The sequence below is a fragment of the Nocardiopsis metallicus genome (assembly GCF_014201115.1).
Lineage (GTDB): Bacteria > Actinomycetota > Actinomycetes > Streptosporangiales > Streptosporangiaceae > Nocardiopsis > Nocardiopsis metallicus.
In genome coordinates, this window is the sequence record NZ_JACHDO010000001.1 from 1,082,451 (window position 1) to 1,097,183 (window position 14,733).

Annotated in this window: 16 protein-coding genes; 10 read left to right on the plus strand and 6 right to left on the minus strand. The window is 68.3% G+C overall.

Annotation, left to right across the window (positions count from 1 at the left end; genetic code table 11):
• Positions 1-36 precede the first annotated feature (36 nt).
• Complete coding sequence (locus HNR07_RS04515) at positions 37-633, minus strand: peptidase inhibitor family I36 protein (protein WP_184362314.1); 597 nt, start codon at positions 631-633, stop codon at positions 37-39.
• Positions 634-1,129: 496 nt separating this feature from the next.
• On the opposite strand from HNR07_RS04515, the gene HNR07_RS04520 reads away from it, so the two are divergent.
• Positions 1,130-1,324, plus strand: a complete 195-nt coding sequence (locus tag HNR07_RS04520) for a hypothetical protein (protein WP_221318710.1) — start codon at positions 1,130-1,132, stop codon at positions 1,322-1,324.
• A 17-nt stretch (positions 1,325-1,341) separates the two neighbouring features.
• Here HNR07_RS04520 and HNR07_RS04525 read toward each other — a convergent pair whose 3' ends face one another.
• Positions 1,342-2,151: a transposase family protein gene (locus tag HNR07_RS04525; protein WP_184371353.1), complete on the minus strand. Its 810-nt coding sequence runs from the start codon at positions 2,149-2,151 to the stop codon at positions 1,342-1,344.
• 114 nt (positions 2,152-2,265) lie between these two features.
• Positions 2,266-2,418, minus strand: a complete 153-nt coding sequence (locus tag HNR07_RS04530; RefSeq protein ID WP_184362317.1) for a hypothetical protein — start codon at positions 2,416-2,418, stop codon at positions 2,266-2,268.
• A gap of 138 nt (positions 2,419-2,556) precedes the next feature.
• Between HNR07_RS04530 and HNR07_RS04535 the strand changes: the two genes are divergently transcribed.
• Positions 2,557-3,036, plus strand: coding sequence for a nitroreductase/quinone reductase family protein (locus HNR07_RS04535; RefSeq protein WP_184362320.1), 480 nt, complete (start codon positions 2,557-2,559; stop codon positions 3,034-3,036).
• Between the two features lie 122 nt (positions 3,037-3,158).
• On the opposite strand, the gene HNR07_RS04540 is transcribed toward HNR07_RS04535, so the two are convergent.
• Positions 3,159-4,004: a glycoside hydrolase family 16 protein gene (locus HNR07_RS04540; RefSeq protein WP_184362322.1), complete on the minus strand. Its 846-nt coding sequence runs from the start codon at positions 4,002-4,004 to the stop codon at positions 3,159-3,161.
• Positions 4,005-4,401: 397 nt separating this feature from the next.
• Between HNR07_RS04540 and HNR07_RS04545 the strand changes: the two genes are divergently transcribed.
• The 3 genes from HNR07_RS04545 to mshC all read left to right on the plus strand — a co-directional run bounded on the left by HNR07_RS04545 (position 4,402) and on the right by mshC (position 6,732).
• Positions 4,402-4,716: a hypothetical protein gene (locus HNR07_RS04545; RefSeq protein WP_184362324.1), complete on the plus strand. Its 315-nt coding sequence runs from the start codon at positions 4,402-4,404 to the stop codon at positions 4,714-4,716.
• A 214-nt stretch (positions 4,717-4,930) separates the two neighbouring features.
• A complete protein-coding gene (locus HNR07_RS04550) occupies positions 4,931-5,119 on the plus strand; it encodes a hypothetical protein (protein ID WP_184362326.1) in 189 nt (62 codons plus the stop codon).
• A 389-nt stretch (positions 5,120-5,508) separates the two neighbouring features.
• On the plus strand, positions 5,509-6,732 hold the full coding sequence (mshC, locus tag HNR07_RS04555) for a cysteine--1-D-myo-inosityl 2-amino-2-deoxy-alpha-D-glucopyranoside ligase (RefSeq protein WP_184362328.1): 1,224 nt from the start codon (positions 5,509-5,511) through the stop codon (positions 6,730-6,732).
• 285 nt (positions 6,733-7,017) lie between these two features.
• On the opposite strand, the gene HNR07_RS04560 is transcribed toward mshC, so the two are convergent.
• Positions 7,018-7,566 carry a nitroreductase family deazaflavin-dependent oxidoreductase gene (locus HNR07_RS04560; RefSeq protein WP_184362330.1) on the minus strand — a complete coding sequence of 183 codons (549 nt, stop codon included), beginning with the start codon at positions 7,564-7,566 and terminating at the stop codon, positions 7,018-7,020.
• Positions 7,567-7,673: 107 nt separating this feature from the next.
• Here HNR07_RS04560 and HNR07_RS04565 point away from each other — a divergent pair, with 107 nt between their 5' ends.
• The 5 genes from HNR07_RS04565 to HNR07_RS35450 all read left to right on the plus strand — a co-directional run bounded on the left by HNR07_RS04565 (position 7,674) and on the right by HNR07_RS35450 (position 13,273).
• On the plus strand, positions 7,674-8,924 hold the full coding sequence (locus HNR07_RS04565) for a hypothetical protein (protein WP_246420084.1): 1,251 nt from the start codon (positions 7,674-7,676) through the stop codon (positions 8,922-8,924).
• Positions 8,925-8,958: 34 nt separating this feature from the next.
• Positions 8,959-10,383 (plus strand): IS1380 family transposase, encoded by a 1,425-nt coding sequence (locus HNR07_RS04570; protein ID WP_312893591.1) that lies wholly within the window; start codon positions 8,959-8,961, stop codon positions 10,381-10,383.
• A 1,002-nt stretch (positions 10,384-11,385) separates the two neighbouring features.
• Positions 11,386-12,519 (plus strand): ISAs1 family transposase, encoded by a 1,134-nt coding sequence (locus tag HNR07_RS04575; protein WP_221318711.1) that lies wholly within the window; start codon positions 11,386-11,388, stop codon positions 12,517-12,519.
• 203 nt (positions 12,520-12,722) lie between these two features.
• A complete protein-coding gene (locus HNR07_RS04580) occupies positions 12,723-13,148 on the plus strand; it encodes an ABATE domain-containing protein (RefSeq protein ID WP_184362332.1) in 426 nt (141 codons plus the stop codon).
• Entirely contained in the window at positions 13,145-13,273 is a 129-nt protein-coding gene (locus HNR07_RS35450; RefSeq protein WP_281386367.1) for a hypothetical protein, read from the plus strand. The genes HNR07_RS04580 and HNR07_RS35450 overlap by 4 nt, the downstream gene beginning before the upstream one ends.
• A gap of 47 nt (positions 13,274-13,320) precedes the next feature.
• Here the strand turns inward: HNR07_RS35450 and HNR07_RS04585 are convergent, their stop codons facing one another.
• Positions 13,321-14,520, minus strand: coding sequence for a glycosyltransferase family 4 protein (locus tag HNR07_RS04585; RefSeq protein WP_184362334.1), 1,200 nt, complete (start codon positions 14,518-14,520; stop codon positions 13,321-13,323).
• Between the last annotated feature and the right edge of the window lie 213 nt (positions 14,521-14,733).

The window sequence follows — 14,733 nt, forward strand, 5'->3', positions numbered from 1 at the left end:
CCGGACGTCAGGCGGGTTCACGGTTGGGGTGACTCGTCAGCGCACGATCACCCGGTCAGCCTTATTGTCCCAGGTGCCGCCATCGGGGTAGGCGACATGGGCGAGGTCGTAGATGGTCTGCCGGGGGTCGAACGTGATGCTTCGGTCACGGATGATTCCGCTGCGGAAATCCACGAGAGTCGACTTCGTACTCCGGTTGTTGTACAGGCTGGATGCCCGGTCACGGAAGAATTTGTCAGCGAGGTTGTAGGTGCCTGGCTGGTTGAACGAGACCAAAGGGGTGCCGTAGCCCTTGAACTGGTAGAGGCACATGTGGCCCGCTCCGCAGCTACTCAGGGAAGACGCGCCGATCTCACCGGCTTCTTCCCACGATTCCGCCGCGGCCGCCGTGGCGACGTCCTCGTAACAGACGAACTCGATCAGCGCGCCTGCTTCCTGCTGGATACACGCCTGCGCACCCTCCCAGTCTTCGGCGAGGTCGATGACTTCGCCCTGGTAGAGCGCGGGGGTCGTCGCCGCCGCGAGCTCCGAGGGGTTGGGGACCGAATCATCGGAAAAAGCCGGAGTGGCTGTCGCCAGGACGATCACGGCACCGAGGCACATCGCTGCGATGTTTTGTGCGGTTCTGTACATAGTCGCCTTTCGTGCGTGCGGGAACGAGAACGCGAACGTCCCTCCAGATCACTGGCACGAGACAGGCCCGACGTCCACTGACGACACTAGAGACGAACAAGAGAAAAAACATCACAAATAAGATACTTGTCCGACCTAGGGCAAGAGCGTGACATTTCGGTCAGCCTTCAAAGCTGTCGTTCAAGGCTGTGGAGGTGCACCCTTTACTGGGGACGAATTTTCGCCAGTCCGTATCGGGGCTCCACTGGAACTCGGGGGGAGACTGTCGACGACGCCTGAATACTGGCTTTGGCGCAGATTCGGTGAAACGCCTGCGCGATGGGCCCCGCACGCCCGAAGATGTCTCGTGCCGGGTGCTGAAGGGGTGCACCTGATCAGAGCAGCAGCGCTGTCGCGCTTCTGCACGAATTGTCAGTGCCTCCGGTTAGCGTTCGGGGCATGGCACAGCGCACGGTCTCCCAGAAGATGGGCGTCAAGGAAGCCAGCCGACCTCGACATGAAGAGGGTCATCGCGATCGGCTACGACCTCGGCATGGTCGAAAGCATCTGCCTGCGGGTCGATGAAGTGTGGGCCGGGCTCAAGTTCACTCACCCCAAGCCCGGCAAGGTCTACCGCAACAGCTACGGCACCCTGCCCCAGCAGCGATCAGAAGAATACGAGGAAGCCGAATCCCCCGAGCAGGGTCAGTGAGGTTTTCTCAGCGAAGATCATTTCCACTGCCTGTTGAGGACAAGAGCCGCACGGGCGATGTCTCCGATCCGGCTCGGGCTAAGCGTGACGTACTTCAGCGTCCGCCAGCGCTCCTTGAGTTCGGCGGCGGTGCGCTCACCGAGCGCACGCACGTGCCGCAACAGCGCGTTATACATCCGTGTGTCCACGTGCAGAGCCCCTTCGCCCTGGCCCGTAGGGCGCTTGATGGGGGTGTGCACGCCGATACCGGCGCCTTGGTAGCCCTTGTCAGCCAGGGTGGGCAGGCCCTCGGCCGCTGCCTTGTACAGGGCGGGCAGGGCGTGGAGGCGGGCGGCGGTGATGTCGGGGGTGGATCCGGGCTCGACTGCGGAGACCCACAGCGGGGTGCCGTCCGGTGCGGATAGGAACTGGATGTTGCCGCCGAAGGCCTTGTGTTTTTGGCTGAACCACAGGTCGTTGCCGTTCTCGCGGACGCCCGCGAGGCGGTCGGAGGCGATCAGCGTGCCGTCCAAGACTACGCGCGCTATCCCTTCGTTGTGGCAATTGGCCAAGACTTCGTGCAGGTCGGGGGCCTGGCCGGCGAGGACGTCGATGCCTTCGTGTAGGTAGCGGTAGCTGGTGGCCTGGGAGATTCCGGCGTCACGGGCCAGGCAGTGCACACAGCCGCGCTCACGGAACCAGCGCAGCACCAGCACCGCTTGGCGGAACGGCCCGAGTGCCCGTGAGCCCTTCGGAGTGGCGATGCTTCGGCGGTGGGCGGCCAGGTGTCGGGCGAGGAACTCGACGATGTGGCGTGGGACGTCGAGGGTGGCAGAATAGGTGACCAACGTGAAGCCTCTGGTGGTTACGGACATGATCTTGTGGTGAGACCTGTCCTACCAGGGGCTTTACGTCTGCTCGCATCCAGGTGCCACTCGTCCGGCCCGGCGGGGATCCGAAAATCACCCTGCTCCGCAGAGATCATTTCGCTGAGAAAACCTCAGTGAACCGAAGGCGACCAGCGCCACCAGTGCGTTCGTGCGGAACCGTTCCTCGTCGCCCGGGGAGAAGGGGTCGAGGTCGGTCGTGTCCTGGGACTGGGAGGTGTTGTGCATGACCTCATCCTGCCGTTCCGGGAGCCGCGAACCAAGTCGGATCGGGGCGGCCTTCACCTTCACTCCCGTGGCGAGCTCGCGTAGATTCGGTGGTGACGGGCGCCCGGAGCGGCGTCCCCGGCCAGAGGCGGTCATGCGATGGGCAGCACCGAACACGACCACTCCCCGCCACGGCTTCCCCCTCGGTGGTTCGTCCGCGCGTTCTGGGCCGGGCACCGGCTGCTGTGCCGGGTGAGCGGCGGCCGGGCCGGGCTCTCCCGGCCCCGACCCGGTAAGTACGGCATGCTCCGCTTGCACACGGTGGGCCGTCGCACGGGTAAGCCCCGTGCCGTGATCCTCGCCTATTTCGAGGACGGCCCCAACCTGGTCCTTCTCGCGATGAACGGCTGGGGTGACCCGCCGCCCGCCTGGTGGCTGAATCTGTCGGACCGGCCGGAGGCCAGGGTCGATCTGGTCGGGGAGCAGCGTTCCGTTCGTGCCCGGGAAGCTCAGGGAGAGGAACGCGAGCGGCTCTGGGCGAGATGGGGCGACTACTCGAAGAGCACTGAGGAGCTGAACGGGTTCGCGGCGCTGCGGTCCCGGCGGACCCCCGTGGTTGTTCTGGAACCGAAGACGTAACCCTCCTCCCCATCATCCCGCTCCCGCCGAACGCGTAGGCGCCGTCCACCGGGTGGGGAAGACCCGGTGGACGGCGCCTTGGCGCTTCACGTGTCGTCAAGCGACGCATGGGCGGTCGCGCGTCAGTCCAGGGAGTACACCCGGACGTAGTCGACCCGCATCTGCTGCGGGAACTGGGTGCTCCCGTCGGGGTAACCCGGCCAGTCACCGCCCACGGCCACGTTGAGGATTATGAAGAACGGCTGGTCGTACACCCACGGGTTACCGCGGGTGTCCTGCCAGGTGTAGGTCTGGTAGGCGATGCCGTTCACCGACCAGGTGACCGAGCCCGGGTACCAGTCCACGGCGAAGGTGTGGAAGGTGTCGGCGAAGGACCAGCCCTGCGGGTGCATGTAGGAGCCGGTGAGCGGGTTGCCGCCGTGGTACCCGGGGCCGTGCAGGCTGCCGTGCACCAGGTGGGGTTCGCGGCCGATGTTCTCCATGATGTCGATCTCGCCGCAGTCCGGCCACGGCGTGCCCGGGAAGTTGGCCCCGAGCATCCAGAACGCGGGCCAGATGCCCTGGCCGCGCGGGATCTGGATGCGGGCCTCGATCCGGCCGTACTGCGGCTGGACCCTGCCCTGGGTGGTCATGCGGGCGGAGGTGTAACCGCCGTGGGACTCCCGGCGGGCGGTGATGACGAGGTTGCCGTTGCCGTCCAGGGCGGAGTTGTCGCGGCTGGCGGTGTAGTTCTGGAGTTCGTTGTTGCCCCAGCCGTGGTCGCCGGTCTCGTGGTTCCAGTGGGCGGGGTTGGGCGCGCTTCCCGCGGGACCGTCGAACTCGTCGGACCACACCAGGGTGGCCCGCGCGGTCGTGGCCGACGGTCTCGGTTGGGCTGATGCGGAGGCGGCGGGGATGGTGAGTCCCGCGGCCGTGAGCGCCGCCAGCGCGGCGGGGGCGACCAGGGCGCGGCGAGGGTACGAGCGCATGGGCTACTCCGGGGGAAAGCCCCGTTGCTGCGGGGCGAGGGCGGGCGGAGTCAGTCAGCCACGGGCTGACTTGTGGGGACGCTTGGGTGAACACTCAGCGTGACCACCGTGTGTCCCGTTGTGTTGAAAAGTTACTTTACGTTTATTAACCCAGTCTCGCAAGAGGTGAGAGATCACCGATCTGGTTCGAGTTCCCGTTCGTTTTCTCTGTTCCTGTCCCTCCGTAGGGCCGCAGTGGCTCTCGGGCTGGTGCGTCACCCTGTGGAGCGGGGGTATCGCCGCTGGTCAGCTGGGGGTTGAAACTTTTCCGGCGGAAGTTTTTCGAAAGCGCGTCATAGGCGGGGTGAGGCAACGTCTCATCCAGGAAAGAGGTTCGACGATCTACCGAGGAAACCCCATGATGAGCGCCCACTCCGTTCCCACCCCCGCTCCCCGCCCCCTGGTCGACCCCGCTGGCCTGGTGGGACAGTGGGTCCGGGTGCACGAGGACGGAGCCGTTGGGCTGCTGCTCTCCGCTGACCGCGCCGGCTGGACCCTGCGTACCCCGACCGGCGTCCGCACCGGGCAGGGGAGGCTGGCCGCCGAGGCGGTCACCCAGCGGGCCGAGGTGCGACCGGTCCGCCGACGCCTGCGCGCCGTCATGGACGACCCCGGTTTCCCCGGTAGCGCCGATCTGGACCTGCTCGACCTCCAGCTCGCCGCGCACCCCTGACCTCCGTTTGACGGGCCGGGTCTGTGTGTCGGGTGCCCTCGGTCGTGCGCTGCCTGCCTAGGGTGGGAGAGCGAGGCCGAGGGCACAGCGTTTCGTGAGCCATGACCCAGAGAACACGTAAACCCCCTGCGTTACTGTGGCGTCTCTGAGAGAGGCGGCACTCGCCGTCGGGCGCGCGTGCAAAAACCACGCGTACACAGCAGGGGAAACCAACATGGACCGAAACGGCAATTACCTCGAAACCGGAGCTTACTGGCTTCTTTACGTGGTCTCCATCAGCGGTGCGCTGCTGCACTGGCGCCTGGGCAACGAGCTCCTGGCTGCGCTCTGCGGCGGAACAGCGCTGCTCAGCGCCCTGCTCATCGGCAAGGTCCGGATCACTCTGCCCGTTGAGGGGCGCTGACCGCGGGCCCTCCGGCGAACCTTCGCGTCACCCGCCGAATCCTCGAAGTCGTCCTCTGGCGTCCGCGTCGAATTATCAGACCCGCTCTTCGTCATGCCGATCTCCTGGTCCTTCGGGTTTCCCGTGCCCGGCCTTTTGGGCCTTTGGTCCCTTGGGTGCCGGGCCCACACGGTTCCCGGGTTCAATGGGGCACCGGTCACACCCATCCGACCGGTCGCTCCAGTCGCTGGTCGCTCCGCCCGTGCCAACGGCCGCCCCAGCCCTCGCCCGGCCCCGCCGTTCCCCGCGGGTCGCTCTGGTATTCCCACTTCACCTGGGGTGATGATCACCTCGGCGCGCGCCCGCTATCGGGTCGTTTGTCCCGTGCGCGTGCGGATAGGCTTCCCGGTATGCGTTCATGGTCTGCGCCTGACATCGTCCCCCTGCCGGGTACCGGCGGCCCCCTTCGTGTCCACGACACCGCCACCGGACGGATAAGGACGACCACGCCGGGCTCCACCGCTGGCATGTACGCCTGCGGTATCACCCCCTACGACGCAGCCCACCTCGGGCACGCCTTCACTTACCTGACCTTCGACCTGGTCAACCGGGTGTGGCGGGACGCCGGGCACGACGTCAACTACGTCCAGAACACCACTGACATCGACGACCCGCTCCTGGAGCGGGCCGAGGCCACCGGCGTCGACTGGCGCGACCTCGCCCACCGCGAGATCGACGTCTTCCGCGAGGACATGGCCGCGCTGTCCATCATCCCGCCGACCTCCTACGTCGGCGTCGTGGAGTCCGTCGACCTCATCAGCGAGCTGGCCGTGCGCATCCGCGAGACCGGCGCCGCCTACGAGATCGACGGCGACCTCTACTTCTCCGCCGCGGCCGCGTCGAAGTTCGGCGAGATCAGCAACCTCCGCCGCGAGGAGATGCTCGACCTCTTCGGCCAGCGCGGCGGCGACCCGCAGCGCGTCGAGAAGAAGGACCCCCTCGACTGGCTGCTCTGGCGTGCCGAGCGCCCCGGCGAACCCGCCTGGGACAGCCCGCTCGGCCGGGGCCGCCCCGGCTGGCACATCGAGTGCAGCGCCATCGCCCTGGACCGGCTCGGCCCCTCCTTCGACCTCAACGGCGGCGGCAGCGACCTGATCTTCCCGCACCACGAGATGGGCGCGGCCGAGACCCGGTGTGCGACCGGTCAGCCCAACGCCCACAACCACCTGCACGTGGGCATGGTCGGACTGAACGGCGAGAAGATGTCCAAGTCGCTGGGCAACCTCGTCTTCGTGTCCAAGCTGCGCCGGCAGGGCGTGGACCCGGCCGTCATCCGCCTGGCCATGCTCTCCCACCACTACCGTGCCCCGTGGGAGTGGACCGACGCCGAGCTGCCCGCCGCCACCGAGCGGGCCGAGCGCTGGCGTGCGGCCACGGCCCTGGGCTCGGGCCCGGACGCGGCCCCGGTGCTGGCCGCGGTGCGCGCCTCGCTGGCCGAGGACCTGGACTCCCCGGCCGCGCTCCTCGCGGTGGACGCCTGGGCCGATGCCGCACTCACCGGGGGCGGCACCGACACCCAAGCCCCCGGTCTGGTGCGCACCACCGTGGACACCCTCCTGGGCGTCAAGCTCTAGGAACTCCCTCTGGGAACGCTCCGGTGCCCCGGGGAGGACAGGTGCCTCCCCGGGGCGTTCGCGCTCCAGGAGGCCGGTTCCCGGATCGCACGAGTTTCCCGAAGCACCCGGTTTCTCGGGTTAGGCTGGTGGACACCGCAGACCTCCCACACCTCCGTGCCCGTTCCCGTCCGGTTCGTCAGGGGCGGGCACGGGGCTTTTCCCTGGGGGTTCCAGCGGGCTTTCTTCGGGGGCACGCTCAGGAGCCCGCACGCTCCAGGTCTTCCGTAGGCGTTCAGCGCTGCTTCAGCCCCGGGGCCTGGGCACGTCCGTCTCACGGGGAGCGGAGAAGTCGGGGAAACGGGCCTCCTCCGAGTCCGGGACCAGCCGCACCACGGGGATCCCGTCGACCGGGTCGGCGCCGAGGCGCTCGTACTCCGCCACGCTGTCGCCGACGTCGTGGCCCAGCCCCCGCATCATCGCGGCGGCCAACTCCGGGTGCTGCTGCGCGTAGTGCGCCAGCACCCGGCCGGACTCCTCCGGGGGCAGCAGCTCGGCGGTGCCCCGCCGACGCCGGTTGCCGACCTGGAACAGCACCCGGGGCTCCACCCGGATGTTGCGGAACCACTGGGACCTGTCCCCGAAGCCCGAGGCCACCAGCACCGTGCCGGTGGTGTCGTTGCCGCCCACCACCTCCAGGACCGCCTGCCGGGCCTCGCCGGTGCTGCGGCCCCGGTGGGTGAGCAGCACGAACCGGCCGCCCAACACTGCGCCCAACCCCAGCCGGTAGAGCCAGATCGGGGCTCGGAACAGTGCGCGCTGGATCGGGTCCTTCGGCGGCTGGGTGAACGTCATGGCGGCCTCCTGCGACAGGGTTTCCGGGCGCCCGAGTGTAGTGAGGAGCCCTTCCCCGACGCGCGGGTGCCACGCCAACGGTCACTGCCCGCTGCCATGATGCGCCCATGGACACCGCACCTGACAGCCTGCGCACCACCGACTGGTCCCGGACCTTCCACGCCTTCGGCCTCGGCACCGACACTCCCAAGTACCTCGCCGACCTGCGGTCCGAGAAGGACAGCAGGCGCGCGGACGCGCTGGGCTACCTGTACAGCGCGATCCTGCACCAGGGCACCGTCTACCCGGCCACACCCCCGGCGGTGCTCCACGTGGCTGGACTGCTGCCCGACCCCGCGGCCGACCGGCCGGTCCCCGGCATGTTCGACGAGGCCATGGGCACCGACGCCGCACCGCTGCGCCAGCACCTGCTCCGCTTCCTCGCCGACGTGGCCCGGTCAGTGGCCGAGGTCGAGGTCTGCGGTGGTTACTCGGACGCGGAACTGGACGCCCTGGCCGACCCGGGCGAGCGGCGCGGTGAGCTGGACGCGTTCCTGGAACGGATGGCCCGCGCCGAGGACGACGATGCGGACGACGGCGAGGAGGTCGGGGAGGACCCGCTCCTGCAGATGGTGATGAACACGGCCCTGCGCGATCTGCGCCGGGCCGCGCCTGCGCTGCTCGAGGCAGTCCGGCCCCTGCTCACGCACCGGGACCGCGGGGTGCGCCAGCACGCGGTGACGGCCGCCGGAGCGCTGAGCCGCATGGGCGGGGGGCTGGCTTTGGACCTGTCGGGCGCCGCCGACTACGCGGAGTCCCGCGACGAGGGCGCCGCGATCGTCCTCGCTCTGGTGGAGAGCGGTGGCGACACCGCCGGGTTCCTCACCCACCACGACCCGGCGATCCGTGCCTGCGCCGCGCTCTCGCCCGCCCTGGCCGACGATCCCGCCGCCACCGCCGAACTCCGCACGGCTCTCCTGGACCCGGCCACCGCCGACGCCTGGTTCGAGGGCCGTCCGGGATACTTCGACGGACACGTGCGGTTCTCCCTGGTCAAAGCGCTCGTGGAACGCTCCGGCCCCGAGGACGCACCCGACCTGCTCCCGGTCTTTCAGGCTCTGGCAGCGGTGTCATCCCCGTTCGCCGCGGACCGGGACCTGCAAGGCCTGCTCCGCCTGGCCCTGGGCCAGGAGGGACGGAACGCCTCTCTACCGCTGGAGCACCTCAACGAAACCCAACGCGCCTACCTCAGGGCGATGGTGGACAGCGACAGCCTCTGGGACCCGGCCATCGCCAACCCCGGCTATTCAGCGGAATTGGGAGGACCGACCCCTGACAGCACGAAAGGTGCCCCTACCTGCAAAGATGTGACTGTCTAGGAAACATCACAGCAGAATCAGGAGCACCTTTCTGGTGCACGAGCCTACCTGGGACCACCGCCTGTCCGTGACCGCCAACAGCACCAACCTCGTCGGGCATGCCGGAGCCGTCCTGCTCCGCCAGCTCGCCGACCGCACCGGCCTCACCCGGGCCCTCGCCACAGCCTTGCCCACCAGCACCGCCAACGGCTGGCGGGACCGGGCCACCACCCTGGTCCACCTGGTCATCGCCATCGTGCTCGGCGCCCGCAACCTCTCCGAAGCCGAACGCCTGGGCCTGCACCACCGGCCCGTGTTCGGCCCACCCACTTCCGACTCCACCCTGCGCCGCGCCCTGAACGTCCTCGACGAGAGGGCCCTGGCGGCGATCGCCAAGGCCCGGCGGCAGATCCGCCGCCACGTGTGGACGCTGCTGCACCTGCGCCCCGGCGGGTTCCCCCAAGTGAAGGTCGCGGGCAAACCCCTGAAGGGATGGATCGTGCTGGACGCCGACGCCACGATCATCACCACCACCTCCAACAAGGAAGGGGCCGCACCCACCTTCAAGTCCAGTTTCGGGTTCCACCCCCTGGCCGCCTGGTGCGCCAACACCGGCGAGTGCCTGGCCATGCTGCTGCGCCCCGGCAACGCCGGAGCCAACACCGCGAGCGACCACATCAACGTGCTCACCTGGGCCCTGGATCAGGTCCCCGGCTCTTCCCGGGCCAAGATCCTCGTCCGTATCGACGGAGCCGGCGCCACCCACGACCTCCTCGAGTACCTGGAGAAGCTGAACACCAGCCGCAGGACGGTGCGCTTCACCGTCGGGTGGAAGATCACCACCGCGGACGAGGAGGCGATCGCGAAGATCCCCGAGAGCGCGTGGGAGAGCGCCGTGGACCAGAAAGGCGACCTCCAAGAGGGCTATGAGGTCGCCGAACTGACCGGGCTCAACACCCGCGAAGGCTGGCCCAAGGGGATGCGGCTCATCGTCCGCCGGGTACGCCCCTCCCGCCGCCACACCGCCAAGCTCACCGCCATGGAGAGGAAGACCGGTTGGCGCTACGCCATCTGCGCGACCAACATCAAGCGGATGCATCGGGTGCCGGGCTCCCACCAGGCCCAGTTTCTGGACGCGCTGCACCGAGACCACGCCGAGGTCGAGGATCGGGTGCGCACGAACAAGGCGATGGGGCTCGCGTTGTTGCCGTCATCGTCCTGGCAGGTCAACCAGGCGTGGGTGCTCGCGGCCAACCTGGCCGCGGATCTGGACGCCTGGCTGCGGTTGCTCACCCTGCACGATGCGGAGGACCTCGCGGATGCCGAGCCTGAGAGCATGCGGTTTCGGATCTACCACCTGCCCGCCCGTCTGGCCCGCCACGCCCGCCGCCGCTTCCTGCGTATCGAACGGTCCTGGCCCTGGGCGGAGGCGTTCACTACCTGCTGGCAGCGGTTGACCGCTCTGCCGACCCTCACCTGAGGATCGGGACCTGATCCGACGAGCAGCAGGAAGGAGGGAGCACGCAGTTCCGGGGTTCGTGGAGCCCGGCGCGCACCGCGGCGTCACGCGAGGGCTCGTTCCTGCCCGGACCAGGGACACCATGGGCGAAGTGCCGGATCAGAAGACGCGATCAGACCCCTGACGAATCCGGGTCAACTTTGTCTTCCTCCTGAAAAGGCTTGGCCTGCCGCAGGCGCGGGAAACCTTGAGAGGACTGGCAGGGAATTCATGATCGTCTGAGCTCGAAAAACCGGGCGGTAGTGGACCGGAGCACACAATTCTGTTCTGGCCTGCATTGCTTTGCGGGTCGGAGCTCTGAGACGTAGAGCGCACTTGGCCCACATTCCCCAAATAAGGAACGGCGGAACTCTGGGACGGCTACCCGGAGGGGCGGCACCGATGACGGATGCCTTTCCGCAGGACCTCGAGGGCCTGGATGAAGACGGAGCCGATGATGGGCGTCGTCACGTTCCCGCCGGTGCAAAGGCGGGGGAGGAGGACGAAGAGTGAGAGCGCACCACTTTCCGCGGGTCCTTCTGGCGGGGGTGCTCCTGCTCGGGCTGGCAGGTTGTCAGGCGCGCGTCAACCAGGTCAGGATAGAGAACCGACTCGACGTTCCCGTGGTGAAATGGGTCAGCTCAAACCCCGATTCGATCCAGGAGCTTGAGTTCAAGAATCGCTGGAAAATAGCACCAGGAGAATACGAGTGGGTCTACTACTCTCCTGACGATCCGGGTTTCCCCTGGAACATCTGGCCGTTGATGTTCTGGGAGCCGAATCGCTGCGCGGACGACCTTTATATGTTTGTGGTGGCCGAGGACGGGCGTGAGTTCGTACGGGAACCACCCAGGGCTCCGGCAAAGTCGGGTTGTAGGGATGTGACCTGCGTCTTCGTAGGGCGAACAAGCAGAAGCGGGCGTGTCCGACCCGGTTGGATGGAAGTTCTTCACGCTTTCGCCCAACCGAGGAACACGCCCGCGAATGTCATCGTCTCACCCCGGCGAGCTCATCGTCGAGCCCGTCTCCCGCCAGGATCACCTGATCCAGGTCCTTCAAGGTGTGCCCGACCCACGCAAACCCCGCGGACGACGCCACACCCTGGCCGCGCTGATCGCCGTGGCCGTCTGCGCGACCCTGGCCGGAGCCAAAGGGTTCACCGCGATCGGCCAGTGGGCCGCCGAGACCACCACCCACACCCTCACCGCCCTGGGCATGCTCCGGGGAGCCGCCGACGAGGCGACCTTTCGCCGCACCTTCGCCCGCTTGGACGCCGACCTGCTCGATCAGGTGCTGGGCGCTTGGGCCGCCACCCGCCTGATGGTGGTCAACGGGCTGCGGGTCATCTCCTTGGACGGCAAGACCCTGCGCGGTGCCCGTACCGGAACCGAACGGGCACCGCACCTGGTCGCCGCCTTGTGCGGCACCACCACCCTGGGCCAGGTCGCGGTGGACGCCAAAAGCAACGAGATTCCCGCCGTGCGGGACCTGCTCGGCCTCCTGGACATCGACGGAGCGGTCGTCACCCTTGACGCGATGCACACCCAGACCGACACCGCTACCACCATCCGGACCGGGGGCGCCCACTACGTCTTCACAGTCAAGGCCAACAACAAAAACCTGTACGCCCAGCTCAAGAAGGTGCCGTGGAAGCACGTGCCCGTACACACCACACGCGATACCGGGCACGGGCGCAAAGAGACCCGCACCATCAAGACCGCCCAGGTCCCGGCATGGGTCACCTTCGAAGGCGCCGCTCAGATCGCCCAGCTACGCCGCACCACCTGGCGCAAGAAGTCCAAGGGCTCACCCAAACGCAAGAGCGTGGAGGTCGTCTACCTGATCACCTCGGCCGACCACCGCGTTGCTCCTGCGTTGGTGCTGTCCGGGTGGGTGCGCCAGCACTGGGGGATCGAGAACAAGCTCCATCACGTGCGGGATGTGACCTACGACGAGGACCGCTCCCAAGTGCGCACGGGCAGCGCTCCCCAGGTCATGGCGACCCTGCGCAACACCGCGATCGGACTGCTGCGAGCAGCCGGGTTCGACAACATCGCCCAGGCCAACCGTCACATGATCCGCGACGAGGCTCGCCCACTCAGACTCCTACAGACCTGACTTTGCCGGAGCCCTGGGGAACCACCGCTGTGTGCGGATGACGGTGCGGAGTGGGTCGTCTCCGACTGACGCCGGACCGGGGCGGGTTGTCTGATACGGGTGTTGGGTTCTGTCCTATTTCGCCCTGTTGTGTGTGGCCACCTGTGGTCACGACCTCGCGGAAACACCACCATCGGGGTGCTCGGCGTGGTGGGATAACGCCCATGACCACGACCTCGACCGGTACACCCACCCGGCCCAGCGCCGCGGCGGAGCTCATCGCGGACTTCGTCTCCACCGGAGGCCGCCTCTCCGACCGCGCCGACCTCGCCCAGTTCCTGCGACAGCACCGCCTGGTCACCGAAGGCGCCATCCCGATCACCCTCGCCGACCTCGACGAGGCGATCACGCTGCGCGACGGCATGCGCTCCCTGCTCGACCGCGGGACCGCCCCCGATCCCGAAGTCCTCGGCCGCGCGCAGAAGGTCCTGGACGGGCTGCGCGTCACCGTTCGGCTGGAACCCGCCGAGCAGGCCGAGTCCCCCTTGGCTCCCGCCGTCGTCGACGAGGTCCGCCGCGGCCTGGCCCGTATCGCCGGGGCCTGGGCGGCGGTCCTGGCCACGGGGGAGTGGCGCCGCCTGCGTCTGTGACCGCTCGCCGGGAGCCGCTCCCCTGCCGGCACGAGCTCTACCTGATCGCGGCCTCCGAGGGTGGCCGCCGGTTCGTGCACGAGCCCCCGCTGCGCTTGGACGGGGAGTGGATCCTCGCGGCGTGAAGCACTCTGTGGCGCGACTCGGCGGGCTCGGACCGCAGCCGAGGGACTCAGCCGAGCAGCGCTGCCAGCGGGCCCTTCTTTTTCGGGGCGGCGGCCCAGCGCTGTTCCAGGAACTCCTCCCACCGCTGGGTGATGTCCTCCAGCTGGTAGGCCGAGGCCGAGGCCAGCGCGGCCTCGCCCATGCGGTGGCGTTCCTCGCGGTCGCTGACCAGGCGGGACAGCGCCTCGCCGAGAGCCTTGGTGTCCTGCGGCGGGACGAGCAGTCCGTTGCGGCCGTGCTCGATGATCTCCCTCGGGCCGTGCGGGCAGTCGAAGCTCACCACCGGGACCCCCACGGAGAAGGCCTCGATGATGGTCATCCCGAAGCCCTCCACCCGGGAGCTGACCGCCAGCAGGGAGGCCTTGGACAGCTCGCCCAGCATGTCGGTGGTGCGGCCGCGCAGGCTCACGTGGTCGCCCAGACCCAGCCGGTCGATGGTCGCGCGCAGCTCCTCGTCCCGGTCCCCGCCGCCGTGGATGTGCAGGCGCCACTGCGGGTGCTCGGCGACCACGTGGGAGAACGCCTCCACCAGCAGCGGGTACTGCTTGACCGGGGAGAACCGCCCGGCCGCCGCGATCACCGGCTCGTCCAGGGTGGCCCGGGGCGGCTCACCCGGCTCCAGGGCGTTGGGCAGCGCGGTCAACCAGTCCTCGGAAGCGCCGAGCAGCTTCTCGTAGGCGGCCCGGTCGGTCTGGGTGAGTACGCTCAGCCCGTCCAGCTTCGGGTAGGAGCGGGTGATGGCCTTGCGGACCTCCGGTTTGTGCTCGGCCAGGTTGAGGTGCTCCTGTCCGATGGTCAGCAGGCGCGAGGGCGCCCATGCGGCGATGAGCAGGTTGATCCCCGGGCGGGTGCCGATCACCACGTCCGCCTTGGTGGTGCGCAGGTAGTGGCGCAGCCCGGTGACCGCCTCCGGGGTGAAGTTCTTGTTCCGGCGCCGCTCCGCCTTGGGCACGATCTTGTCGGCCTGCTTGGCCCAGCGCTCACGCACGCGTTCGCGGGGGCGTTGGACCACCGGCTGGTCGGTGTCGTCGCTCAACGGGACCAGTCGGACCCCGTCAGCGGGGGTGAAGAAGGGGTGTCTGCGTTTGCGGACCAGACTCACGATCTCCACTTCGTGGCGAGCCGACAGCCCCCGCGCCAGGTTGTGCACGGTCCGGACCGTGCCACCCATGGCGTAGCCGTTGGCGATGACGAAGGCGATCCTCACAAGTTTCCCCTGTAATCCCACCTCGCGCGGTCGGGGAGGGCACTCGTCCCAGGCCCCGGGGCGACAGGCCGTCGGACCCCGGAGTGCGTGTACCCCCGTACCACGCACTCCGGGGCCCTGGCTCTTCCCCCGGTCCGCGAGCCATCACCCGCAAACTAGCGGGGAGCACCTAAAGATGAGGTAACGGAAAACCAGGACCCTGTGGACATTCAT